This window comes from Ureaplasma canigenitalium ATCC 51252, assembly GCF_000712165.1.
Lineage (GTDB): Bacteria > Bacillota_I > Bacilli_A > Mycoplasmatales > Mycoplasmoidaceae > Ureaplasma > Ureaplasma canigenitalium.
In genome coordinates this window covers 36,921-63,010 of record NZ_JONZ01000005.1, presented here as the reverse complement: position 1 = coordinate 63,010, position 26,090 = coordinate 36,921, and the positions used below count along the sequence as shown (strand labels likewise).

The 26,090-nt window shown below is 33.3% G+C and carries 18 protein-coding genes; 15 read left to right on the top strand and 3 right to left on the bottom strand.

What is annotated here, in order from left to right:
- Positions 1-40 precede the first annotated feature (40 nt).
- From cdd to T416_RS0101420, 15 genes are all read left to right on the top strand, one after another.
- Positions 41-448 carry a cytidine deaminase gene (cdd, locus tag T416_RS0101490; protein WP_031489065.1) on the top strand — a complete coding sequence of 136 codons (408 nt, stop codon included), beginning with the start codon at positions 41-43 and terminating at the stop codon, positions 446-448.
- On the top strand, positions 441-2,099 hold the full coding sequence (locus tag T416_RS0101485; RefSeq protein WP_245600631.1) for a phospho-sugar mutase: 1,659 nt from the start codon (positions 441-443) through the stop codon (positions 2,097-2,099). Before cdd ends, T416_RS0101485 begins: the two co-directional genes overlap by 8 nt.
- 119 nt (positions 2,100-2,218) lie before the next feature.
- Positions 2,219-3,760 (top strand): ammonium transporter, encoded by a 1,542-nt coding sequence (locus T416_RS0101480; RefSeq protein ID WP_084277136.1) that lies wholly within the window; start codon positions 2,219-2,221, stop codon positions 3,758-3,760.
- A gap of 34 nt (positions 3,761-3,794) precedes the next feature.
- Positions 3,795-5,330 carry an ammonium transporter gene (locus T416_RS0101475; protein WP_318023706.1) on the top strand — a complete coding sequence of 512 codons (1,536 nt, stop codon included), beginning with the start codon at positions 3,795-3,797 and terminating at the stop codon, positions 5,328-5,330.
- An 83-nt stretch (positions 5,331-5,413) separates the two neighbouring features.
- On the top strand, positions 5,414-6,814 hold the full coding sequence (locus T416_RS0101470; protein WP_031489061.1) for an MSC_0882 family membrane protein: 1,401 nt from the start codon (positions 5,414-5,416) through the stop codon (positions 6,812-6,814).
- A 14-nt stretch (positions 6,815-6,828) separates the two neighbouring features.
- Positions 6,829-8,406, top strand: a complete 1,578-nt coding sequence (locus T416_RS0101465) for a formate--tetrahydrofolate ligase (RefSeq protein ID WP_031489060.1) — start codon at positions 6,829-6,831, stop codon at positions 8,404-8,406.
- An 80-nt stretch (positions 8,407-8,486) separates the two neighbouring features.
- A complete protein-coding gene (locus T416_RS0101460; protein ID WP_031489059.1) occupies positions 8,487-10,883 on the top strand; it encodes an APC family permease in 2,397 nt (798 codons plus the stop codon).
- A 222-nt stretch (positions 10,884-11,105) separates the two neighbouring features.
- Complete coding sequence (infC, locus tag T416_RS0101455; RefSeq protein WP_031489058.1) at positions 11,106-11,726, top strand: translation initiation factor IF-3; 621 nt, start codon at positions 11,106-11,108, stop codon at positions 11,724-11,726.
- Positions 11,719-11,913 (top strand): 50S ribosomal protein L35, encoded by a 195-nt coding sequence (gene rpmI / locus T416_RS0101450; RefSeq protein ID WP_031489057.1) that lies wholly within the window; start codon positions 11,719-11,721, stop codon positions 11,911-11,913. Before infC ends, rpmI begins: the two co-directional genes overlap by 8 nt.
- A 30-nt stretch (positions 11,914-11,943) precedes the next feature.
- Positions 11,944-12,309: a 50S ribosomal protein L20 gene (gene rplT / locus T416_RS0101445; RefSeq protein WP_031489056.1), complete on the top strand. Its 366-nt coding sequence runs from the start codon at positions 11,944-11,946 to the stop codon at positions 12,307-12,309.
- A 233-nt stretch (positions 12,310-12,542) separates the two neighbouring features.
- Positions 12,543-13,604: an iron chelate uptake ABC transporter family permease subunit gene (locus tag T416_RS0101440; protein ID WP_051675896.1), complete on the top strand. Its 1,062-nt coding sequence runs from the start codon at positions 12,543-12,545 to the stop codon at positions 13,602-13,604.
- Positions 13,604-14,662: an iron ABC transporter permease gene (locus tag T416_RS0101435; RefSeq protein WP_051675895.1), complete on the top strand. Its 1,059-nt coding sequence runs from the start codon at positions 13,604-13,606 to the stop codon at positions 14,660-14,662. Before T416_RS0101440 ends, T416_RS0101435 begins: the two co-directional genes overlap by 1 nt.
- Before the next feature lie 18 nt (positions 14,663-14,680).
- Positions 14,681-16,225, top strand: a complete 1,545-nt coding sequence (locus T416_RS0101430) for a Vmc-like lipoprotein signal peptide domain-containing protein (RefSeq protein ID WP_031489053.1) — start codon at positions 14,681-14,683, stop codon at positions 16,223-16,225.
- Between the two features lie 202 nt (positions 16,226-16,427).
- On the top strand, positions 16,428-17,498 hold the full coding sequence (locus T416_RS0101425) for a DNA cytosine methyltransferase (RefSeq protein ID WP_031489052.1): 1,071 nt from the start codon (positions 16,428-16,430) through the stop codon (positions 17,496-17,498).
- The gene (locus tag T416_RS0101420) at positions 17,498-18,820 is read left to right on the top strand and encodes an HNH endonuclease signature motif containing protein (RefSeq protein ID WP_031489051.1); all 1,323 of its coding nucleotides are present in this window, start codon (positions 17,498-17,500) and stop codon (positions 18,818-18,820) included. The genes T416_RS0101425 and T416_RS0101420 overlap by 1 nt, the downstream gene beginning before the upstream one ends.
- A gap of 147 nt (positions 18,821-18,967) precedes the next feature.
- Here T416_RS0101420 and mip read toward each other — a convergent pair whose 3' ends face one another.
- From mip to T416_RS0101405, 3 genes are all read right to left on the bottom strand, one after another.
- A complete protein-coding gene (gene mip, locus T416_RS0101415) occupies positions 18,968-21,388 on the bottom strand; it encodes an Ig-specific serine endopeptidase MIP (protein WP_051675894.1) in 2,421 nt (806 codons plus the stop codon).
- A 23-nt stretch (positions 21,389-21,411) separates the two neighbouring features.
- A complete protein-coding gene (locus tag T416_RS0101410; protein ID WP_031489049.1) occupies positions 21,412-23,784 on the bottom strand; it encodes a putative immunoglobulin-blocking virulence protein in 2,373 nt (790 codons plus the stop codon).
- A gap of 321 nt (positions 23,785-24,105) precedes the next feature.
- The gene (locus T416_RS0101405) at positions 24,106-25,893 is read right to left on the bottom strand and encodes a Vmc-like lipoprotein signal peptide domain-containing protein (protein WP_031489048.1); all 1,788 of its coding nucleotides are present in this window, start codon (positions 25,891-25,893) and stop codon (positions 24,106-24,108) included.
- Positions 25,894-26,090 lie beyond the last annotated feature (197 nt).

The following is a 26,090-nucleotide window of genomic DNA, read 5'->3' as shown; positions in this document are numbered from 1 at the left end:
TTTGGTTTTTTTTATAATTAATTAGTTTAGAGAGGATAATATGGAAAAAATTTATAACGAATTAAAAAAATTACTAAAAAATGCATACTGCCCCTATTCTAATTATCCTGTTGCTGCTATTGTCGAAACAGATCAAGGAACTTTCCCGGGGGTAAATGTTGAAAATGGTTCATATCCACTTGGATTGTGCGCAGAAAGGACAGCAGTATGTAATGCTATTACTTATGGTGCTAAAATAATAAAGAATATTTATTTAATAACAAAGAATAACGGCTATACTGGTACCCCTTGTGGTGGGTGTCGACAAGTAATTTCAGAATTTATCGATAAGAAAGATGGAAGAATATACTGTTTTAATTTTGACGGCACCTTTGCTGAGTATAAAATAGATGACCTGCTAGGTCACTATTGAACACCTGATTCTTTAGAGGTTAGTGAAAATGAGTAATGAATTATTTCTTGCTTTTCTCTCTTCGAAAAACATCGCAGAAGAAATAAAGGAAAAATATCGAAATTTAAGTATAGAAGAAATTAATGAACTATTTAATCCGGATGGTAAACTTAAATTCGGTACAGCAGGAATTCGTCGCCCTTGAAAAGAAGGAACGATTAATCTTAACAAAACAACATATACTCAACTTATTATTGGATATATTAGATACCTTGAATCGACAAATCCAACAAACAAATTAGTTGTTTTTGGTCGTGATAATCGATATCAAATGAAGGAAATGATGGAATACGGTGCTGAAATTTTCAGTTCTTTTGGTTATCGAGTACTTTATCCCAAGGATTATTCAATGTTAAGTACTCCGATTGTTTCGTTTTTGATTAAGCACCACAACGCTTGTGGGGGAATTATGTTTACCGCTAGTCATAACCCGAAAACGGATGCGGGTTATAAGGTTTATCTAAAAAACGGAGCACAACCGCTTCCGGTTGTTACTAATCAAATCGAAAGCAACTTTCCAACCTATCTAGAAGCACTTGAAATGACTTTTAAGAAGGATGCTAGTTTAATTAGATCTTTTTCTTCTAGTGAAATTAATGAATACTTTACACAAATTAAAACAAAACTAATTAAAACAAATCCGAACAAAAAGAAAATGTATCCGGTTACCTTTAGTGGTCACCATGGAACAACAACAATTGATATGATTCCTTTTCTTACTTCGCTCGGTTACAACATTGTTGATGTTAAAGAGCAAAACTTCGAAGATAAGTTTTTTGTTAATGATGATTTCGGAAGTAATCCTGAAGATCCTAAGAGTTTTAATTTATCAGTAAAATATGCTGATAAAGAAAAAGCAAATGTGATGATTTCGAGTGATCCAGATGGTGACCGTATGGCTATTGCTATTCGTCATCATGGTGAATGAGTTTATTTAAATGGTAACCAAACAGGTATTATCTCAGCATATTATTTACTACACACAAGAACATATCAAAAACCTAAATATATTATTTCTACCTACATTTCAACTACTTATTGTGATCTCTTTAAGGAAAAGTATAATGTTGATGTTTTATATACCGATGTTGGTTTTAAAAATCACGGTAATATCGCAGCTGAACTAAGCGGTAAAAAAGATTTAGTTATTGCCTTTGAAGAAGCAATAGGTGCACTTCCGAGTGACATTAACAACGATAAAGATAGCTATCAATATGCATCGATTCTACTTGAAATGATTGAATATTATCATGCTTCAAATAAAACACTTGTTGATGTTTTATATGATGATATTTTTAATCATTTTGGTTATTGAATTAGTAAAACAACAAGTTTTAAAATTGCTGGTGATGACTGACGCGTTAAAGCAAATGCTCTAATGGATAAGATGAAGAACTTTGAACACAAAAAGATTAATGACTTTGAAATAAAGAGTATTGAATATCACGATATAGGTAAATATCTTACATTTAATCTTGAAAACAAATCATCGATTAAGTTTAGATTGTCTGGAACTGAGCCGAAATTAAAAATTTACATTGAACTTTATGACTTTAAAGTGAAGGATAAAGAACATTTTACAAAAGAATACGAAAAGAAGATGGATGATTTACTAATTTATCTTAAGAGTTATATGGGGCTTAATTAAAGCCCTTTTTTATTATCAAATTCTATTATTAATCAAAAAGAAAACGACTAAAAGGTATATAATAAAAAATGTTTATATATCTTTTGATATTAACAAAAAATTTAAAAAGGAGAATAACAATGGAAGTGCCTGTTAGTTGGGGAGTAGATAAAAATATTTATGCTACAACCCATGAACTACTTTTTGTTGGATCTGGTGATTCATTAACCAATCTTCCTCAAGGTTTTTATTACAGTCCTACTAACACTTTGCTTGTGGCTCTAGCGATTGCTTTTGTGCTACTAATGACGCCCGGCCTTGCGTTATTTTATGGTGGGCTTGTACGCCGAAAATCGATGTTAACCATTATTAATCAATGTGTTGCATCAATCGGGATCACGACTTTAATTTGGATTTTCGGAGGATACTCCCTTGCTTTCGGACCTAGTGTCGGAAAAGGGATTATCGGCGATATATCAACATACTTCGCTTTCAGAAACCTAATCTTTAATGGTTGGGGTGAAAACGGAGCACAGGTTGGTATGGTTCTTGCGAACTTCGCTCCTGGAGTTCCTTTAATCCTCCACTTTGCATTCCAACTTGCATTTGCAATTATTACCCCACCATTAATGGTTGGAGCATTTGCAGATCGAATGAAATTTAAAAACTACTTAGTGTTCCTTACACTATGACAATATTTTGTATACATTCCATTTTGCCACTGAATTTGAGGTGGTGGATTCCTAGCTCAAGCGGGTGTTGTCGATTGAGCCGGTGGTATTGTTATCCACGCCACATGCGGTTTTGGTGCTCTTGGAGCTTCATTTGTGCTTGGTAAGAGAGTTGTTCTTAAGAATGAAAAGGTAAGACCAAACAATATTCCTATGACAATTCTTGGTGCCACATTACTATTCTTTGGATGATTTGGATTCAATGTAGGTGGTTCAGGGTTTAATACTTCTGATGCTGCTACTTGAACTATCGCGACACATGCTTGAATTAGCACAGTTATCGCTCTTGCGATTGGGATGGTTGGATTTGCTATCCTTGAATCAATCTTTAATAAAAATCACAAACCAACATCAATCGGTCTTGTAACTGGTGCGATTGCTGGTCTTGCGACAATCACACCAGCGGCTGGTTATGTTCCGCTATGAGCAAGTGTTCCTATTGCTCTAGCTGCTGTTGCTGTTTGCTTCGGATGCTGCAAGATTATGCACCACAGCAAACATATCGAAGATGCTCTTGAAGTTTGAGGTGTACACGGTATGGGTGGTGTGACCGGATCAATTTTAATTGGTGCATTTGCTGCTAAAACTGTTAATCCAAACTTAATTTACTTTGTCTTTGGTTCACCAGAAGCTGATTACGGTAAGTTACTTGGTGTTCAAATAGGAGCAACAGCTCTTGCTTGTGCATATTCATTTATTGTTACGATAATCATTACAGCAATTACTCAACCACGATTAAGTGCAGCACAACAACTTGCTCACATTGATATGCAGGAACATGGTGAGGATGCATATAATTATGATTATCATCTTCCACATCCTGAAGATGTTGAAAAAATGACTGAACAAGATCAAAAAACTTGACATGCTAAATTTGGAATTGTTTCAGCTAAGAAGATGAAAGCACTTAGCGAACAAACAACCACAATCGACGAAGGTCATAGTCATTAATAAAACGATATTCCAATAGGATGAAGGTGATACCGTGGACTCAAATAGTTTACCTAGTGTAAACATCATAAACCTTGGTACGACTGATATCTTTTTTTCAAGCCAGACCTTGAAGTTTATCGATGTTTCAAAAGATAATGCTGCATTACTTTTGAAGGAAGTTGGATTTAATCCAACTAATACCTTACTTGCTGCCCTTGCGATTGCCTTTGTGTTATTGATGACACCAGGTCTTGCTTTATTTTATGGTGGTCTTGTAAGAAGAAAATCAATTTTAACGATTATTAATCAATGTATGATTTCGCTTGGAGTTACAACCATTATCTGAGTTTTTGGTGGTTTCTCACTAGCCTTTGGACCAAGTGTTGGTCGCGGGATTATCGGAGATGTTAGTTCTTATTTTGCTTTTAGAAATATCATTTTCGACTCCGAATGGAAGAATATTGGAATGGTATTTAGTACCTTTACCGGTGGAGTTCCAATGCTTTTATTCTTCGGTTTCCAACTTTCGTTTGCGATTATTACACCTCCTTTAATGGTTGGTGCATTCGCTGACCGAATGAAGTTTAAGAATTACATCGTCTTCCTTGTCCTTTGACAATATCTTATTTACATTCCTTTTTGTCACTGAGTATGAGGACAAGGTTTCCTAAATAAATTCGGAGTGCTTGACTGAGCTGGTGGAATTGTTATTCATACCACAGCAGGTTTTGGTGCTCTTGCGACTTCATTTGTCCTTGGTCGAAGAAAAATTTTAAGAACTGAAAAGAATACTCCGAACAATATTCCGTTAGTTATCGTTGGTGCTACACTTCTCTTCTTCGGATGATTTGGATTTAATGTTGGTGGTGCTTCATTTATTAAGCATCCGTCTACTCATCAATCAATCGAACATACTTTAATTGCCACAACTTGAATTAATTCAGTTATAGCAGTTGCGGTAGGAATTATCGGTTGAGTTATTATGGAAAGTATCTTTAATAAGAATCATAAACCGACTGGAGTTGGTCTTGTTACCGGTGGAATTGCTGGTCTTGCGACAATCACACCAGCAGCTGGTTATGTTCCGCTTTGAGCAAGTGTTCCTATTGCTTTAGCTGCTGTTGCTGTTTGTTTCTTATTCTGTAAGATAATGCACCATTCAAAGATTGATGACAGTCTTGAAGTGTTTGCTGTTCACGGAATGGGAGGAGTTGTAGGGTCGCTTCTTGTTGGTGCTTTCGCACATGTTAGTGTATTCCCAGATTTATGGGTTAATGCCGCTGGTTACCAAGTTGATAGTGTTGGCCACGAACAAAGTGTTTATGGTCTTCTCTTTAGTCGTCAACTCTCTGGTGTTGCTCTCGCTGGTGCTTACTCTTTCGTTATGACAATTATTATTGCGGCAATTACCCAACCAAGGTTAAAAGCCAACGAGCAACTTCATCATATTGACTATATTAATCACGGAGAAGATGCTTACAATTTCAACTTTGTTTATGCTCGTAAAGATGAAATTAATGAAGCAATGAAAAAACAAACAACATGTTGGACCACAAGCTTTGGTGGACGAAATCAAGTTAAAAATTAATAATCAAAAAGACAGGCTTCGGCTTGTCTTTTCTTTATTTTTTTATACTAGTTAATGTAAAATATAATAAAATGGAGTTTACTATGCCAAGAGCAAATACTAGTGTTTTTGAGTTTGATGATGAGGATGAAAGAAGAACTAGACGGAGTGGTCAACCACGTCCTGTTCTCGATGAAAATAATTACAACCGCGATATAAACCCGTCACTTATTCGACGGAATGATTCTTTTCTTAATCAGAACCGGATTGACAATAATCGCGACCAAGAGTATAGTGGTTCAAATTTTTCAACTGACATTAGTGAATCCTTTAATAATCGGAGATATACACCAGTTCAGGAAGTTGATCCAATACAGGAAGTTCATTCTGAACATGTGAATGAAGTTGAAACTGTTTTTATCGATCACCGTAACTCAAACCAGTATGAAAACCGAACTTCCTATAATAATCATTCTAGTCTTGATAATCAAACCTATATCGCGGATAGTTCGGGAGCAATGTATCGTGATCCAACTCAGCATAGTATGCCAGAACGCTATTTTGATGAATTTCCAACCGAAAGACGAAAGAAGTCTTCGTTTACCGAACGGTTTGATCCACTAGGTTCACCACTTGATCCCTTTCCTAATCGGAAGTATGATTCTCCGAAGGAACGAAAAATGATGATGAAGTATTTAACGGAAGACAATGTAACTTCACTCTTTAAAAGGGAAATGACTGACTCTAAATTTAAGGTTTCTTTCTGAGTCATGATGTTTCTAGCTGGTGTTGCTGGTCTTTGCTATTTTGTCCACGAAGTTGTTGTTAAAAACTTTAATCCTTGAATTTTTTTACCATTTATTGTCTATCTTCTTTTAATGATTCTTTTTATTGGTCTTTCTGGTAGTCAGTTAGTTGGTTTTAAGCGGGAATATTACCGACAAAAATACGGTTTTGAATCAAGTTATGCCTCTACATTTATTACCAATCAATATCGAAAAATGATTGTTGCTAATATTAATCTAAATTGGGGAACAGGGATTGTTTATTTACTTTCCGCCGTCATTATTCTTGGTGCTTTCGTTATAGCTTATTTACTAAATATTTCGAACAATAGTGCTAATAGTCCATACTCGTCGTTTGGTGTTTTACAAATTCATTATTCGATATACGACAAAAACGGAAGGATTATCCAAGAGGGTATTAACCGTAATGCTGAATATGCGATTTACGGAATTTGTGGGATTTTAGGTCTTACCTTTATTATTCATATTTTATTTGGTTTATACAATTCACACCGTGTTAATCGAATCACAAGTTTTTATGAATACCCAATTTTAGATGATGAGGCTGAATTAAATGCTAAAAAAGTAGCAAATAAACGTGGTTTGATTATTTTTATCGTTATCACAGTTATATTACTAATCTTCTTTATCGTCGCATATTTCATCTTGACAGCTAAACGAAAAGGTGATGAATACAAATTTAAAATTGTTAAAGAATAATCAAAAAGGAAGTTATGATTGCTAAAAAAAATATCATTGAAGATCTAATTGAGAATAATGAATTACCAATTACTGATCTTGATTTTTATGGTAACGAAATCGCGAAAGTTAAAAGTTACCATAGCAAATCGAGGAAAGGAAAATTAATTGTAGTTACCGCAATGAATCCGAATCCAGCAGGCGAGGGGAAAACAACTTCTTCGGTTGGGCTTGTTGATGCATTAAATAAGCATGGTATAAAAACTATCGGTGCTCTTCGTGAACCAAGTCTTGGCCCTGTCTTTGGAATGAAGGGAACAGGTTCTGGTGGCGGGAAGAGTTTCCTTCGACCTTTTGATAAAATTAACCTGCATTTTACAGGTGATCTACATGCCATCGCTGCTGCAAATAATTTGATTGTTAGTGTTATTGAAAATGATTTATATTTCAAATCAACTTTAAACATTGATCCGAAAAAGATTTTAGTGAAGCGATGTCTTGATTTAAACGATCGTTCGTTACGTGAAATTTCATACTTCATTCGTGATGATGAAATTAAGACTGGTTTTAATATCACAGCAGCTAGTGATTTAATGGCTCTTTTTTGTCTTTGCTATGATCACGAAGACTTAAAACAACGTTTAAAGCGAACAGTTGTAGCCTTTAACCTTAATGGTGATCCGATTACAATTGATGATCTTGAAATTGCTGATGCGGTAATGACTATTCTTCATGATGCTCTTTATCCTAATTTAGTTCGAACAAACGAGGATAATCCGGTTTTTGTACATGGTGGACCATTTGCTAACATTGCGCATGGATGTAATTCATATATTGCGACGAAGTATGCATTAGATATGGCTGATGTAGTTGTTACAGAATGTGGTTTTGGGTCAGATCTTGGTCTTGAGAAATTTATGGACATTAAGTGTCAAGAATTTGATTTATGTCCTGATTTAATCGGAATGGTAATTTCAATCCGCTCACTATTTCATCATGCAGAGGAAATTCTAGATCCTGTCTTAAAGGTCAAAACAGGTTTTAATAATGTACTTCGTCACATCGAACACATAAAGCAATATCAAATTCCTTACTTTACCATTATTAATATGAATGATACAGTTGATACAAAGGAAACGATGGAAACCTTAATTAACTTACTTGAAGAACATAACATTCCGTATGCTAGATCATATGCATATGGATATGGTTCAGAGCGATCTGATGAAATATACCAAGTGGTGACAAAACTTCTAAATGACGACAAAAAAAAGCTTAAACCAATTTATGATCTTAAAGATACTTTACTTACAAAAATTGACAAAGTCGTTAAGAATGTTTATGGTGCTGATGGGTTTGTCATCGAAGACAATGCACTAAAAAATTTAAAAAACATAAAGAACTACGATTCAATGTATCTCGTAATGGCCAAAACTCCTTATTCACTAAGTGATGATATGAAACTACTAAATGCTCCAACAGGTTTTAAAATTCATATTCAATCCTTCGAAGTTAATTACTTCTCAAACATGATTATTGCTATTACGACAACAATTTATAAAATGCCAGGACTTAATAAAATTCCAGCGGCTAAAAATTTTGTTATGAAGTAAACAACTGTAGTAACTTTTCCATATATAATTAAATTTATATATACACAATTAATCTAGTAAAATAAAGGTTGGTGATAAAATTGATTAATAATGAATTAAAAGAGGCAAAAATAAAACGAAAACTTGCCAAAAACCAAAAAGTATCACTAATTGGTTTTGTTTTACTAACTGCAAGTGCGATAGTTGCTTTTTATACTTTTCCTAGTCTTTCGACAGCAGGATGAATTGCAATTATTTTTGCCTTCGTAACTGCTATGTGTTGATTTATTCCAATCGGTATGGCAGCAGCTGAAATGGCCACAGTTAAAGGATGAACCGAAGGTGGTATATTTACCTGGGTTCGAAATCTTATTGGTCCACGGGCTGGTTTTATCGTTACTTGGTTGCAATTCCAAGTAACCTTTGGTGCCGTCGCAATGGTACTATTTGTTCTTTCCTCCTTCGGATTTGGGATAGCTTCGACCCCTGGTTATAACTACTTTAATACTCTTAAATTAGGAACTACTTTTAACCAATCGAGCTCAGTAAACTTCTCAAGTACCTTTAATCAAGGAGCAACATACGGGATTTCCGTCGCTGTTATTGCATTCCTTGTTCTTTTGAGTTTACTTGGTCAAAAAACGACTCACCAATTCGGTCAATATGCCCTTATTTTTGGTATTCTTGCACCATTCTTTATTGTTATCGGATTCTCAATTTACACAGTAGCAAATCTTGATAATCCACTTTATTTCATCGGTCGCACTTTCCTTAAAGATGCTCACCTTGATCCATCAGCAACTGGAACAAGTTATGAACTAAACAAAGCATTTATGTCATCAACTGTAATGGCCTCATTTATGGCTTTCAGTTTTAGTCTTCATGGTGTAGAAGTTTCAGCGATTGCTGCTAACCGTATGAATAATCCTAGCAAGCAATATCCAAGAGCGATGATGATTGTTGTTTCAATTGCTCTAACTTGTATTGTGATTGGTTCAATTACCATATCAATGACCGTTCCAACTTCAACATTATCATTTAACGGTGGTCTTGTTCAAACCTTCTTATTCAATTTAAGTGTTGGTGGTGTTGATGTACAACTACCAAATGCTCCTGAGGTTGCCCACTTTAAGACTTTAGCTCATGCTTATGAAGTGATTGAAAAAACTTATGGATCACAAGCTGCTAATGAAGTGATGTACCAATTTGTTTATGGAGAACCAGCTACAGCGAGTCAACTTGCTGTTGGTGATTTGATTGCTCCGGTAGACCCTCTTGGAAATTTAGTGAAACCAAGCGTTGCTAACCTAATTCGTGTAACAAATACCGAAGCAAACAGTATCGCTGTTAAGGGAATGCAAGTTGTTTCATTCTTTACCGGAATTGGAGTATTCGTTGAAGTTAGCGTTTGAATGTCAAATCTTTCAACTGGTCTAAACTATGCGATGAGAAAAGCTCACTTCCCGCATTGACTGACATATCGTTTAAAAAACGGTAGTCCATTAACGATTGCTTTGCTTTGAATTTTATTCTTAATGGGTATCTTCGCAATTTACTTATATGGTTATAATTCTCTTCTTAATTATCAAGGACAGACAATCACTGATATCCTTGCTAATGAAGTAAATAAGAATAATGAACCAATTAAATTAACTGGTACTCAACTTGAACAAATAAGGGCTTATGCTAGATCAATTTATCATAGTGAAAGCATTGATTACAGTCATCTAAATGAAATCATTAAAGCAGCATATCGTAATGATCGCAACATTTACACACCGTTTATTAAATATGATTTCCACTATCAAGATCAAAGTAATGAAGCGGTACAAAAATTATTTGACTTTACCGAACAAGTTTCAGGTATCACCCCAGTTGCATCAGGTACTCCTGCTTCCATTACGAATGTCGGATTTATCTCTAATGTAGTTTCTCAAATTTCAATGTACTATATTGGATACAATATCTTCCTAATTGGTTACTTAAGATTTGTCTTTAAACACAACTACTTAAGACGTGAATTTAGAATTAAACATAAATTTGGCCAAGCAATCCTACCTTTAATGGCGATTGGTGTTAACTGCTTCGCTGTCGTTGCAACTTATTTACCAGCGGCTCCAGAACTCTATCCAGGTAAAGAAGTATACTATGTGTTTGTAAGTATCTCACTACCATTATTTATTGCCTTTATTTTTGTTGGGTTAATGATTTATGGCATTAATTACTTATGAAATAAATATCGTGGAATTAACTTGCACGAAACTCCAAACTATACTAATGTACCTATCAATGTTTTAGATGTTGTTAATAATTGACATTTATATGCTAATAAAAAAGAATTTATGAAGTTCGAACGGCACATTGATTTACTAGGTGATAAAATCTATACCGCTAATAACGGAAAGACTTATGAAGAACGTAGTTTAGCAAGTAAAGAAGCTGAATACCTAGCTGCGGAGATTGCAACTCGCTTTGCCCCTGAACTTGATGACCACTAGATTAAAGAGCGAGTGAGCTCTTTTTTCTTTCAACAAAATTTTAAATAAAAAAAATATTTCTAGTATAATAGAAACTGTATAAAGAAAGTAGTTTTTAATAACTCACCTGATTACCAAACGGTTTTAGGTTAACAGCTCAAAGATTGAAATTAATATTAGTATTAATTAATCATTCCAGGATGGATGTATTTTCTTTATACAAACCATTTACAGGAGTGTTGAATGAACCAAAATTTTAAAAGTCCAAATATAAGTAATCAAACAACGAATAATAACAATAATCAAGACCAGAAACGGCCAAATAGAGAAATTCCGATGATTAATGAAAACATTCGTGCTCGAACTGTTTTTGTTATTGATGACGAAGGTAATAACCTAGGGGAAATGAACAGGAACGATGCTTTATTGCTTGCTCAATCTAAAGGTCTTGACTTGGTTCTGATTGCGAAAAAAGGCAATTCTCTTGTAACAAAGATTTTAGACTACGGAAAGTTTAAATACGACCAAAAACGACGACAAAAGGAATCGAAGAAAAAACAAACCATCATCAAGGTTAAGGAAATTAAAATTAAACCTATGATTGGTGATCACGACCTTTCTGTTCGGGTAGAGAATGCAAAAAAATGATTAACTGACAAAAATGTTGTTAAGTTTATTATTGAAGCACGTGGGCGTATGTCGACAAAGGATGAATTTATCCAACAAAGCTATGAAAAGTTCATTAATAATATAAGTGATTATGGAACTGTTACACAGGCGAATAAAAGGGTAAGTAACTTCCGATATGAGACAATTATCGAACCGTTAAAATCGAATAACAAAGAAGGTAAGAAAAATGGCTAAGATTAGACAAAAGACAAAAAGAGCTGCAGCTAAGCGATTCCGTATTACAAAGAGTGGTAAATTAAAAAGAAAACACGCTTATCGATCTCACCTTGCTCTTGGAAGATCAACAAAAGCAAAACGTCAGTTACGTAAAGATGCTATAATGCACCCATCTGATCGTCAACGTTATGCACAATGTCTTTAATACCTATATAGAAAGGATCTGTGATAGAAGATGAGAATTAAAGGTGGACCTTCAACGAGAACACGTCGAAAACGTTGACTTGAAAAAGCTAGTGGATCTTGAGGAACAAGACATACAAGCTACCGTATTGCGAAGCAAACAGTGATTAGAGCTGGGGAATATGCTTTCCGTGATCGTAAGAACAAAAAGCGTGACTTCCGTAAATTGTGAATAGCAAGAATTAATGCTGCTGTGCGTTTACTTGGATACAACTATTCATCATTTATGAATGCTCTTGTTAAGAATAATATTATTAACAAAGAAACAGGCGAAGGATTGAACAGAAAAATGCTTTCTGAACTTGCCATTAACAATCCAGAAGAATTTAAAGAGCTTGTACTTAAGGTAATGAAATAAGACGAAACACTGTGTTATAACAGTGTTTTTTTCATTTTTTAAAAGAAAAAACACTAACATTTCCCCAAATTACGATATTTTAAAAATTATCTATTTTTTACACTTGGGTTTCTTTTTTAACAAATTAGCAAGGAATATTTTAAAAAAACAAGCATAAATCGTCGTTGTCCCATCAAAAAATGGTATAAAAAGTTAGACATTAATTTGTCAGGCATCATTTTTTAGTGAGGGTGGTGATTGCTTTTCTTGAACAAAAAAATAAAGATGTTTTAACATCCGATAAGAAAAAACAAACCTTTTTCCTATACCGGAAACCGAAAGGTACACGGTTTAATTACCTACAGATATTTTTTATTACCTTATCGGTCATTCTCGGTTTTCTTTTTTTCATCGTTAACTTGTTTTACGATGCGAATATCCTAAATAATTTTGATCGGTTGTTCTCGGACAATGTATATGATGTTGGTCTTTATGTTTTTAATCCCATAAGTAACTATTTAGTTGGTTTTTGTCTAGGAGCTTCAGCTTATGCTGTTACAGTTACTTCTAAAAATGTATTAAGCGGGCCAACCACACTCGGTTTTACTCCGATGCTCATCGTTGCTAACACCATTACTTATACCCTGACGATTGATGCTGGGTATGCGACAGCATCGCTTTATTGCCTCGGTCTTCTCTTTTGCTTTGTGCTCATTATTACTAACTTTCTCCTTACCAAAGGGAATGTCCACACACAAACCTTTAGACCAATTCTTATTTCCTTTGCGATTGGTGCGACTGTTTCGGCGGTAAATGTCGTCATTATTACTCAAATAGATGACCTTCGACGTCAATTCAGCTCCTTTGTTGGTTTTACACCTTACCTTATTACTCTCGACCGGTTTTTAACTAGCAACATCTTAATGATGATTGCGACTGTCATAATTTTTTTACTTTCTTCTCGATTGACAATTATTAAAAAAAGTTACTTACTTGCAAGATCGCTTGGAATTAAGGTTAATCTTGTTTATTGAACGGTTGCTATCTCTCTTGTTATTGTCACTGTTTCGTCTTTTATTTTAATCGGTGTGATAGTACTTTTCGGAGTTGTTATTAATGTCATCGTTTCATCCGTTTTCCAAAGAGAAAATGTACCAAGAGCAATGCTCTTTTCTGGGTTATTTGGTGCAGGTATCCTTTCTTTTGCTGGTTATGTAGCTGAATATTTTCCAGGTTCTAGAGAAATCATCATCGTTGTGCTCGCACTTCCAACGTTTATTTATGTTTTGTTTCGAAGAAAGGAAAATGCTACATAATGACCATAGAAAAACTTAAGGGTGATAATGAAGAAAAAAAACGTCGATGAAATGCCTCATACACCTTTCGTCATTCACTGGTTCCACACACAAGAAAAAGTTTCCGACACACATTAATTAATGTATTTGTCACTGTGATTGTTTTCATTATCGTTATCTTTTGGAATCAACAATGAGTGTGGGATAGCAAAGAAATCATTCGTCAAATTATGGTTGGAAAAGTATTTTTGACCGGTATTTGTCTCGGTCTTAGTGGTTATCTCATTCAAACTTTAACTAACAATCGGTTTAGCGATACTTCTATTCTTGGTATCGGGAATATTAATCTCCTTGGACTTATGATTTTTGTGCAAATCATTGGATTTACGACGGTGACACCAATGAAGTTTGAGTTTGTCGTTGCCATTCAACCGATTCTTTATTTTATCAGTCCATTAATCCTTATGAGTCTCTACTTTGTCGCTTCCCGAGAACCAAGTCGATTTAATTTTAAAAAAATGATTATTGCTGGTATCCTTGTTAATTTCCTATCAGTTTCGATTGCTCTAGTTGTCTCTAAGAAGTTTCATATTTTAGCTCAAGTTCTTATTTCAAATTTAGCATATGGAACTGTCGGTGTAGGGAGTGGAAATTACTTAAATACCTTTTATATCGCAATCGTTTTACTTCTTATAGGTTTAATAATTATCGGATTGTTATCAAATAAAATACGGATTATTGTTGCGAACCAACAAATTGCTAGTCAGCTCGGGATTAATGTCAATGCTGTATCAATGGGTACCTTAGTTGCTATTTGTCTCCTTGTTGGTGCTAGCTATTCACTTAACGGAAACCTTGTTTTTCTTGGTCTTGTTGCTGGGAATATCGCAAGACAGTTAAACAGGTTTAACTATAAAAACGGGTTAATTACATCGAGTTCGATTGGTTCAACCTTCTACCTTCTTTCTTTCGCGATTTTATTTCTCTTAATCGGAATACCTGAAAAATGGGTTAATCTTGCAGTCCCATTGTTAATCTCACCTTATTTCATTTTGCTTATTTCTCGAAAGGAAAACTAATTATGAAAAAAAACACATTTGAAAAAAGTTTTAATGCTATCTTTTAGTGCTCTAGCGATTGGTGGAGCAGTGGCATCAGTTGCTGTCGCTTGCCGACCAAAGACTGGCGGAATTAAACAACTTTCTGAACAATCACTAGTAATTGACTATATCTTAACTAAGACAGAAAGAGAAGATGGTCATGAAATCAACCTTTGACGTAACTTCTGGAATGATCCGTTTAACCAACTTAGAAGTCTAGCTAAAGGTCTTGATGATGCAATTGACCTAACTAAATCTTCGACATTTAAACCGTTAATTGAAAGTAAAAAACACGAAGCTACTTTTCTAGCTGAAGCTGAAAAGCAAATCAAATTAATTAAAGAAGACATTAAGATGTATGCTAATTCTCCGTTCTGAAAGAATTTACGAGAAAAGAACACAACTTTTGCTTTCACTGTAAAAGGAAGTAAATCTGACCTTGATATTGCGAATATGAATAGTTTTGGTTTACTTCAACCAACTGAATTTCCATTATTATATTCTTCACCAGACTATGATGAACTTCCTGGTCTTGGAATGAAGTTTGCTCCACCAAAAAATCTTGATTCAGCACAATTACTTGATAGTTGATATTCATTTGGATGAAAATCATCATCAGATAGTGATCCAAATGTAAAAGCAAGAGCGACTAACCGGCTAATTAACGGATGAGAAAAACAATTTGATAAATTTCTCTATGTTTATAATGATGGTGAAAAAACTGATGCATTTAAGGATGAATTAGGCCAATCATATGAACAAAAATTAATTAAAACTCCTAACTTTACTCCAGCGAGATTAATTAAGGGTGCAACTGAAAATTTGAAGATGATTGGTCAATCAGCTTGATCTGCTACATATGGGTTAATCGGTACTCATTATATGCTTCGTAAATTATCTGAATTGTTCGGAATGCCTAAAGAAGAACTTGATGGATTAAAAGCAAAGGAACACTTTAAAGTTAATCAAAATCCTACACCTTTATTTAGTGAAGATGACCTTGAAACGAAGAATGGTAAGAAAGTCTTTAAAGAAGGTAAATCTCCTTATAAAAAACATCGAAAAGACGGTAGCGATATTAATTTTTGAGCAACAGGAGTACACCACCTTGACCAATCAATAACTCTTGGTGTAAGACCTAACTTGTTTATTGCTGGTCGTCTTGCGACATCAGGTCATGACCGTCCTACCGGTGTTAATTATTTAATTGAAACAAGTGGTGAATGAATTAAACAACTTCCAGCTTTTGGTAATACTCCCGGAACTGAAACTATTACTAGTCTTAATAAAACTTACCTAAAACAAATTTATGATTTAAATGTTAATACAATGACATCAGGTGTTCATAACCTTTCTGAGGATGGTAACATTATGACTAAAGCAAATTGAGGTAAGGAATACGAAGAACTCCTTTCAAGTATTGCTTGAACATCAAGACGTTTCCGTGACGTAGACCGTAACATTCCTAAAGATAAGAAATATACTCAAGAAAATACTCTACTTGGTTACGACCAATATTTAAAAGAAAAGCAACAACGATAATAATAAAGTTAATTAAAGTCGGTTTAACCGACTTTTTTAATACAATGATTAATAGTTAAAAGATTAAAGATATAGATTTTATAATTATTAATTTAAATAATCATTAATATTTTTAAGTTGGTATTGATCTTAAATATCACTTAAAATATATTAACGATTTCTTTTCTATATCTTATTTATTTTCTTACTTTGTGGGTATTTAATGTCAAAGATTGGTGCTACTTCGCTTTTTTCGTCAGCCGGTATTGGAACCTTATTTGTTGATAAAGAAGGGATATCGATTAATACATCAAATGAGTTAATTGATAAACGTGCTTGTCTTCACCGTTATTTATATCCTAATTGTGAATCAATTACCGGTGATATTTGGAATGATAGTGTTTTTGAAAGAATCGTTGAGAGTCATACAAGATTAAAAAATCAAATTTTATTTGCGACTCCACCGTGCCAAGGGATGAGTCTTGCTGGTAAGAGAAAAGTCAATGACCGAAGAAATCTTTTGATTACTAGAGTTGTTGAATTCATTAAAAGAACAAAACCTAAAATTATCTTTATTGAAAATGTAATGCAACTCTACTCTACTAAGATTAATGTTGATGGTAATATTATTTTAATTACTGATTATTTGAAAAATGAGTTAAAGGATGAGTATCAATACTTTAATTTTTTTAAGGTAAATGCAAAGGACTTTAATACCGCACAAGATCGAAAAAGAGCCATCATTGTTATTAGTAACTGTGATTTTCAACTACCTCCACCAAGTAATGAAATTACTGTTTATGATGTCATTAGACATCTTCCTAGTCTTGAAAGTGGAGAGAAAAGTAATATACCGTATCATAATGCTCCAGTCCACAACCCAAATCATATCTTATTTATGAAACACACTCCAACCGGGAAAACTGCATTTGAAAATTCCGTTCATTATCCTAAAAAAAAGGACGGTACAAGAATTAAAGGTTTTATGACTACTTATAAAAGAATTAGTTGAGATAAACCAGCTCCAACTATTACTATGGCGAACGGTTCGATTTCAAGTCAAAATAATGTGCATCCAGGATGAATGTTGGAGAATGGTATGTATAGCGATGCTCGTGTATTGACAGTGAAGGAAATAATGCTTTTAAGTGGTCTTGCTGATGATTTTACCTTACCTAAAGAAACATCAGAAACATTGATTCGACAAATTATTGGTGAGTGTGTACCTCCGAAAATTTTTGAGGGTATTATCAAATATAATTTCTTACAAATTAAAAAAATGATCGGTAAGTAATGAAAAATAAATTGCAAAATTTTTGACAAGCACCAGGTAGTAAACGATTATTTAGTGATAAGTTGAATAAAGATTTTAAAAGTTTAAGAAATCCAGTTAATGGTTATGTTTTTTACACTCTTCAATATTTTTATTTAAAACAAAAAGAATTCGTTGTATACGATAGAGTTAATGCTGATGAAGTAAAAAAATATGTTTTCTCAATGACTGGAAGGCAAAGTAACAAGACCCTTGCGGTTCATCTAATAAAACCGCTTATTTTCTATGGTTTTATCAAGATTTATGAAGACCAACTTAATAATTTACCGGTTAAAAGAATCTCAATTACACAATATGGAATTGACTTTTATTTAAACTGACAAGAGTTACTATTGGATAGTAACGATGAACAAAAACATAAACTTCTAATTGAACAATTTATTAGGAATTCATTATTTATTTTTGCTGATTTTAAATGTGGTGCTTTTAGGCATCCTTTTACTTTTAATTTAAAACCTTTTCCAATATTATTTACCTTACTATTGGAAAACGAGAATTGTTTATCGCGTAATTTCATTAACAATGAGTTAGTATTTATTACTAATTTTCAACAGTTTAATTTGATAATAGAAAATATTAGTAACCTTAATGTGAGTGTTAAACAGAATAGGAGCCATTCTTATGATAAGTTTGACAGTTGAGTTATTAAAATGTTAGTTGGTATTGGTGTTTTAAACTATAAGAATGGTTTATTTTCTATTCATATTAGCTATAAAGAATTCATTTTTAATCTTTTAGACTTAAATGAAAAAAATAGTACTTATGTTGAAAAATACCGGTGGATGTTTGACGAAAAACAAGATAAATATGATGTATTGAAGGATGTAATTGATTTAAAGCAAAAAACACGTAATTATGCAATTATTAAGGAAGCATTAAAAGACACAGCAGAATGCAGATTTAAAAAATATTGCATTAATAATATCGGTGGCTTTTCTATACATCACGATACATTTCTTAAGAATGATGAATTACCATATTTTGAAGTACACCACATATTACCTTTTAAAAATAAGTATGCTAACTATTTAACCGCGAAAGAAAATAAGGATGTTGATTCTATTGAGAATTTAATCCCGATTTGTCCCCTTTGTCATCGTTTTTTAACTAGCGGGAAAGATAAAGATAAAGAACCGTTTATTAATGCGATGTATTCTGAGCTTTCCGAAAAAGGATGAACATTCGTTACTTCAACTGATTTAAAAATGATTTATTATCTTGATAGAAATTATTTAATTACAAATTTATCATCTTCTAACGGTTATAAGGTGATTGATGATTAAAATGTATTAAGATGATTTAGGTTGACCTAAAATAACATAGACCGCTCTAGGAGCGGTTTTGCTTAATAAAGACAAATAATCATTTAGTTAAATTTTAAAGATTTTTTTAAAAAAACTGAACCGTTTATAGTTGGTTCAGTTTTTGTTTTATTTTGTTAGTCTACCAGCATCTGGTGCGACATCAATCATTTGAACATTATCGAATTGATAACCTTCTGGTATCTTGTTAACTGTATCTGGGAATAGGTTTGTGCTAATTGAAGAACCGTATTTTTTAATCAGTGATTCACGGAATGATTTACCTTCCGTTTGATCTTTACCTTTTCCATAGATTAGGTCGTATTGTGGGAGATTATAGTCACCATAAAGACCGTGATAGTTGTAACCTTCACTTCTAAAGGCTACCGCAAGACCAGTTCTAGCCGCACTGTTTGCTGAGTGGAAGACAGCAACAAGCTCATTTTTTTCGTTTCGAATACTTGTTCCAGAAGCACCACCATATGGGACATAGTGACGAGGAAGGTAATTTAAACCAGCTGCGATATATTCTTTATTATCGTATGTTTTATAGAAATTATCACCGTTCTTAATTGAAGCTAGGAAGTTGTCTGTTACCCCAGGAAGGTTAGTAAAAGAACGATAACCAATTTGATAAGACAAGAAGTTTCCACGGTTAATTCGGTCTTCACGTTTTTGATCTACCTTACCGTTTTCCGGTTTATCTAAATTATTATAGAATTCAGAATCGGAATTAACTCATAATGACACATTTCATTGTTGGTCACTACGTTGGTCGTCATCAATATATTTTTCAAGGAAGTAGTCGTTATAAGAAAGAGGATAACCAAGTGCAAAAAGTTGTTCCACATTCTTAAGTGGTTTTATCTTATCTTCAGTTGATGTAAGTGGAAAATCAATTTCTTTATAATTTTTAAGATAACTGTTCTTTTTGAATTTAATTCAGTTGTCCTTATTTGTTTCAAGAGCATAACCGTTTGTGACAAACTTAGCAAGATCTTCACCAGAAGCAACACTATTATCACTAAGATCCTTAGCATTTACTTGACTAAAATCAATTTCAATAACTGCAAAGTCAGCAAATTCTTGGAGGTCTTTAAACTTAGTCTTTTGTTCATTTACAAGATAGTCAGATGGATTTGATTTTAGAAAGTTTGAACCACGATAAATGACATCAATAAAAGGCTTCTTACCTTCTTTTTTGATATCTGCTTCACTTAATTCTGATGAATTACCAATTCGACTATCATTATTACCTTGGTCGTTAAGAAGGAAACTAACAACTTTATATCTCGGATCATGACCGCTTGTTTTCAACTTCGTTCTTGTTCCGATTTCATTAGGAAGGAATGTTAGATTAAATGATCTAGAATCCTTACGAATTAAATCAGCCACGTGAAGGTTTGTACCAAAGTATCATTTAGTTGGATATTTACCATTAGCATCCTTGACATAGTCAAGTAATCAAATAGTTCCACGACTTGGAATGGAATTATTTAAATCATTTGGACGGTCTGGATTTGGGTTATTGACAGTGAAAGCATAAGTTTGATTAGCAACACGTTTGTAATTATCGTTAGGAATATATCGAGCAAGACCTTCGATTCTAAATGGATTACGGTTTAATGAATCAACTCATGATGGACCATATGGAATACCTTTTCCGTCGTTGATGACTAGACCATCGACCTTTCCATCTGGTTGAAGACGAGGAACAGTATATCCCTTAAGAGCGGCTGATTCGTAAGTATCTTGACCGATTTTTTTAGCAATTTCATCATACTTCTTAATAGCATTTGTATTTTTTAGTGAAGATTCAAGTAATGGTCGACGTTGTGCAAGAGTTATATCGCGATATGCTTGTTCTTTAAGAACATTAAGGTATTTTTCGTTATCAGTTTGGTATCGCTCAGCTTGTGATTTTTTTTCATATTCGTCGATTGGAGATTTTAGATTTTTTAGTGTGTCAGTATGGATTGTTCCTTCGTGATCCGCATTGAATTGATTCTTCTTAAAACCATCAAAGGTAATAACCTTAGAGTAAAAGATTTCTTTTCCATTAGCATCTTTTTGTTTCTTTTCATCAGCAAAATGAAACCCTAGAGCAATACTTAATTTTCCTTGTAGAAGAGAAACATCTTCACCATTTTCGATTGTTTGAGCTTTACTAATTACACTAAATTTAACAAGATCCTTACCAGGACCATCTAGTTCAACTTTGACGTCATTAATTTCGACAGCTGATGGCTGAATTTGACTTCTATCTTTAATTATTGGTGAAAATTCAGTTAAGTTTATTGAAAGATTATCTACGATATTTTTTAAATCATCTTCGGTACTAAAATTAGCACCAAAGTTTTTTTCAAGTTGTTCTTTATTAGTAGAACTTTTTTTATCAGTAGAGTTAGGAGTTGAACTACTAGACCCCTCTTTTGTCTTAGATTCATCACTGACATTTGGTTTGCATGAAGCGGCTACGATAGCGATTGTTGAAAGCAGAACGGATGATGAAAGACCGATTAATAGTTTTTTGTTTAATTTCTTTTTCATATTTTTTTTATCCTTTTTTATAACTAGTTGAATTCAGCACTGCTTCCTTGCTCAACAAGGTAACCTGCACTTTTTAATTTAGCTGCGAGAGAAGAATTAACATCGTCAACAAGAATAGTCTTATTTAAGCCTGAGAATTTTAATAGTACAGCGAGATTTTGTAAACCAACTGATGAAATTGTCTGACCAGTTATCTTGATTCTGTTTGTAGTGCTATCACCAAAGGTGATTTTAGTTGGTGGTTGTTGCGGTGTTTCGGTAATCATGATATCAGCGAACTGGGATTGGTTTAATTCCTCTCCGCTAATATCGAAGGTTGAACCACTACTATATAGTTTTAGTCTTCGAAGTTTCTTAACCCCGCCTTTTTTAAACTTATCATAAAAGACAAGTCCTTTTAAAGAACGGAGTTTAGGGATACGGGAAAGGTCTAAACCTTGCGGACCAGTACCTAATCCACCTTGGAAGACCCCTTCCTGGATTCTGACATAATAAACCATTCTTAGTCCATCATTAATTCGTTCAAAAGGATCAATAGATTGTGGTTGGTAATCCTTTTCATCAAAGGCGATGGTATCAAAAACTATTCTGGTTCCAATTCGTGAACCCTTAGGATAATCGAAACTTACATTGTAGTCACCTGATGTAATATATTCAGTATTTTTTAGCGACCAAGGATTGAAAGTTCAAGAGTCTAGTAGACTATTTTTTGTTGTATATAGTGAAAGCTCTTTAATATTTTTATTTTCAAGTTCAATTAAGCTTGAGGTATTTTGATTTTCAAAAAATAATTGTAATTGAAGGATATCGTTTGGTAATTCACGTAAAATTTCAGCAAATTTTTGGTTTGCATCATTTTCCCCCATATTGATGATTCGATAAGAAGTAATTTCTTTGTTATCACGTTTTAAATCTTTGATAAGTTGTAAAGTCTTTTTATAACCCTTTTGGTTTGCAGCATCAATAGTTAAGACATAACCTTCCTTTCGACCAGGGGAAGTTTGATCATCTCTTGTAAGTTTTTCAAACTTAATTCCTTCATCGCTTCCAGTTGTATATTGACTAAATTCTTTCTTGGTAACATCTTCCCGTTTTCATCCAGGGTAATCTCCACGTTCGACTTGGTTAGGAGTTCGTCCGTGATAAGAGTTGTAACCGAAGATTCTTTTTTCGAGATTATCTCTTTGTAGTCGATTAATTGATTGGTTATACTTAGTTGGTGGAGTATAAGAATAAGAATCAATTTCGCCGTTTTCATTAATATACACATTATCAGGGTTAAGAGTAAAACCTTGACGAAGATATTCGATTGCTTTTGAACTTTGTTTATTTAATTTACTAAATTCAAGGTACTGCAGTAGTTCAAGGATGACAAGTTCTTCATACTTTCCAATGTCTCATTGCTTAAACTCTTCTCATTTAGCTTGACCAGCAGCATTAAGAAAAGGTTTCGCTTTTTCATTAAGTGCTCTTTTACCATCCTTTCAAACAATAAAAAAGTCTTTAAATTTTTCAAGTTTTCTAGTTCAGAAGGTGCCGCGTTTTAAGTATGCAAGTTTTCGGTCTCGTCGCTCATTAGGGTCTTTTGTACGAAAGTCATGACCGAAAAGTGCATCATCCTTTAAGATAACATCAACTTCTTTTTGTTTTAGGTATTCCTTTGCTCTCGCAATATTCTCCCTCTTAGTTTCTTCAGTAATTTCAATGTCAACGATTTTACCAACAATGTTTGCAATATATGGAGTTTTGTTCGCGATATGTTTTGCCTTATCGTAATCATTAACCCGTTCAACCGGTGGTGGAAGGACTTTCGCTTTTACCTGCGAACCATTAGCAAGTGTGATAATAGCCTCACCGGGTTTGACTGAATCGTTTTTTTCTTTCTTCTTTTCCTCTTGTTTAGGTTTTGTTTCAGGGGAAGGTTCTGGTTTAGGAGCTGGGGGTGCAGGTTCTGGCTCTTTTTTCGGTTCTGGTTCAGGAATTGGTTGAGGTTTTTCTGGTTCAGGCTTCTTTTCTTCTGGTTCAGGTTCCTTTTTTGGAGGCTCAGGAATTGGTTCTGGTTCCGGTTCTGGTTCTTTTTTTGGAGGTTCAGGAATTGGCTCTGGTTCCGGTTCAAGTTCTTTAATGTCAATATCAATCTTATTTTCTTCTGGAACTTGTTGGATTTCATCAATCTTTTTTAAATCGTGGTCAAAAGTTGCATCATATGAGTCAGTGTAATCACGCTTTCCATAAAGGAAAGGAAATTGGTCTGAGTTTTGTGCTGCTGAATTAATAATCCGGTTATTGTTTTTGGAGTTTATAGCAAAAACAACACCACCAGTTATGGAAGCTCCGATGATGGATGTTAATGTTGTACCTAGGATAATTGCAGATTTCTTTTTACTTATTTTCATTAATTCTCCTATTAAAAAACAATTAAGATACCATATAAAAAGAGTTAATTATTTAGCGTTTAGTTAAATCCTAATTAAAATGGAATTTTACTATTAGGTATTAAAGTTTACAAAAAAAGCATTATTTATAGCAATTTAGATGTTCAAAAGTGCGATTTTATTTTAAAAAAATAAAATATGGATGCCTTTTTCTTTTTTTCATCGATGGATTTTATACCTTTTTCGATGAGAAAACAATAAAGTTTGATTGATGATAAAAATGATTTTCCTTCTTTTTTAGAAAATCAGTTAAATAAAATTTAAAATAGGAGAATATGATTTTTAATTATTTTTTGGTTGCCGAATAGTTAAATTATCCCGACTTTCCTTAATGACTGACATACTTTCATATGGTACTTCAATGTGATGAGGAGAATCCTTACCAAGACCGAAGGTAAATGATTCAATGATGATTTGTAACTCTTGTTCTTTAGTATTAACCTGACCTAGTTTTGTAGTATCAATGTTAAATTCAATGTGACCAAGTTTATTTTCTTTATTCATCACAGGAACACCACGAACATCGATTGTTTGTGGTGTATCATTTGACTGGTCGCCTTTCTTTTTACCACTAATTTTTAAGTTATAAATGAAGTTTTCCGGGAACAGGATGTCACTACTATTGAAGTTAAGTTCAATCTTTAAATTATTCTTATCTTTTCCTTTGGTAGTTTTAAAAGTAAAATAGTGATACCCTTTGATTAAATTCGCTCTAGGAGCGACTTCCGCATTATTATTGATTTCTTTTTCAAGGTAGATTTTTTCTCGGTTATTTCGAAGTAGAGTAATTTTTTCTATCTTTAATTTTTTATTTTTTTCTAAATATGGACCATAATTAAAGACAACATCTTTGCTTAACTGTTTAATTGTCATTGTTTGTTCTTTTCCGTCAACCATAATTTTAACTGTGTCATCAACTTGTAGGTTTTCATTGAAAAGAAGAGTGTAACTAATTCCATAAACAATCGGTCTTGGATTAACACTCAATAGTTTAATGGTCTCAAACTCAGATTTAAATTGAGTCTTGGATTTTAGTTGATTCCCTAAAGCAATAAAGCGAGAGTCAATCACCTTTTTGTTTTTTTCGGTTCCATAAGCAAGACTATCAACGATAAATAAACTAAGATTTTCTTCCTGTCTTGGTGTAAGAGTGTGTTCGAAGATAAATAAATCCTTGTTTTTGGTGTCTCTCTTCCCGATTAAGGTAACCGGTGGAGTCTCTTTTTTCTCTTGATCCTTTTCTAAATTGTTTTTTGCAATTTTAAAACTAAGGTAAAGAGTTTCTCCTTCTTTTAAATTAATTGCATTTTTCTTTAGATTTAGATTAAAAGTGACCTTCTTATTTTTAGCGTCTACATTTAAGGTAGTACTACTATTAAGTAAATTTGTTTTAATGGAAGGACGAGTAATTTTCCTGATATCAACTGGTTTATCGTTTAAAAGAATAGAATCAAGTTTATGTTCAATATTTTCTTTTAAATCAGTAATGTGAATAGTTATGTCATTGCCATCGTTTTTAACAGTTTCATTATGGATAAAATTACTGTAATTAAGACTTAAAATATCACCTTTTTTTAACTTTTCATGGAAGTTCATTTTAATGACTACATGGTTAATTCCGCTTTCATCATTATCTTGTTTATAAGTATTTAAAACATTTGCAATTAAGTGACTTTTTTTAAAGATGAAACTAACATTCTTAGGTAGACTAACTGGAGAACCATTTATGTTAATTCCTGTGATAGTATACGGTTCATCCTTGATTGGATTTTCCACGGTAATCACATATGATTGATTACCATTGGTAACGATTTCAGCTTCATATTTCTTATCTTTTACCATATAAGAAATATGAAGCATTTTGTTAACTTCAAGACCTTTATTAAAGGAGATGATAAACTGATTATTAGCTCTTGTTTCTACCTTAGTTAGAGAATAAGTAATACTACTATTATTTTGATTTTGATTTTGATTGTTGCTGCATGACGATGCAACAGCAATAATTGCTCCTGTTAAGAATGGGAGCAGAGAAAGGGAGATGATACGTTTTCAGTTTTTTGTTTTTTTCATAGTATCCTAGACAATAACTTATATTTTAATAAATAGCATTTTAAATATTTTAACTAAGAAAGATAATAAAAAAGGAAGATTGTAAAGATTTAATAAAATTAAAGTTTAAAGGAAGATGGAAAAAGGTGTAAGATCTTAATAATTTTTATTAAGGTGCCCAAAATGAAAACCAAGTCTCACACATAAATTTAAAGTGT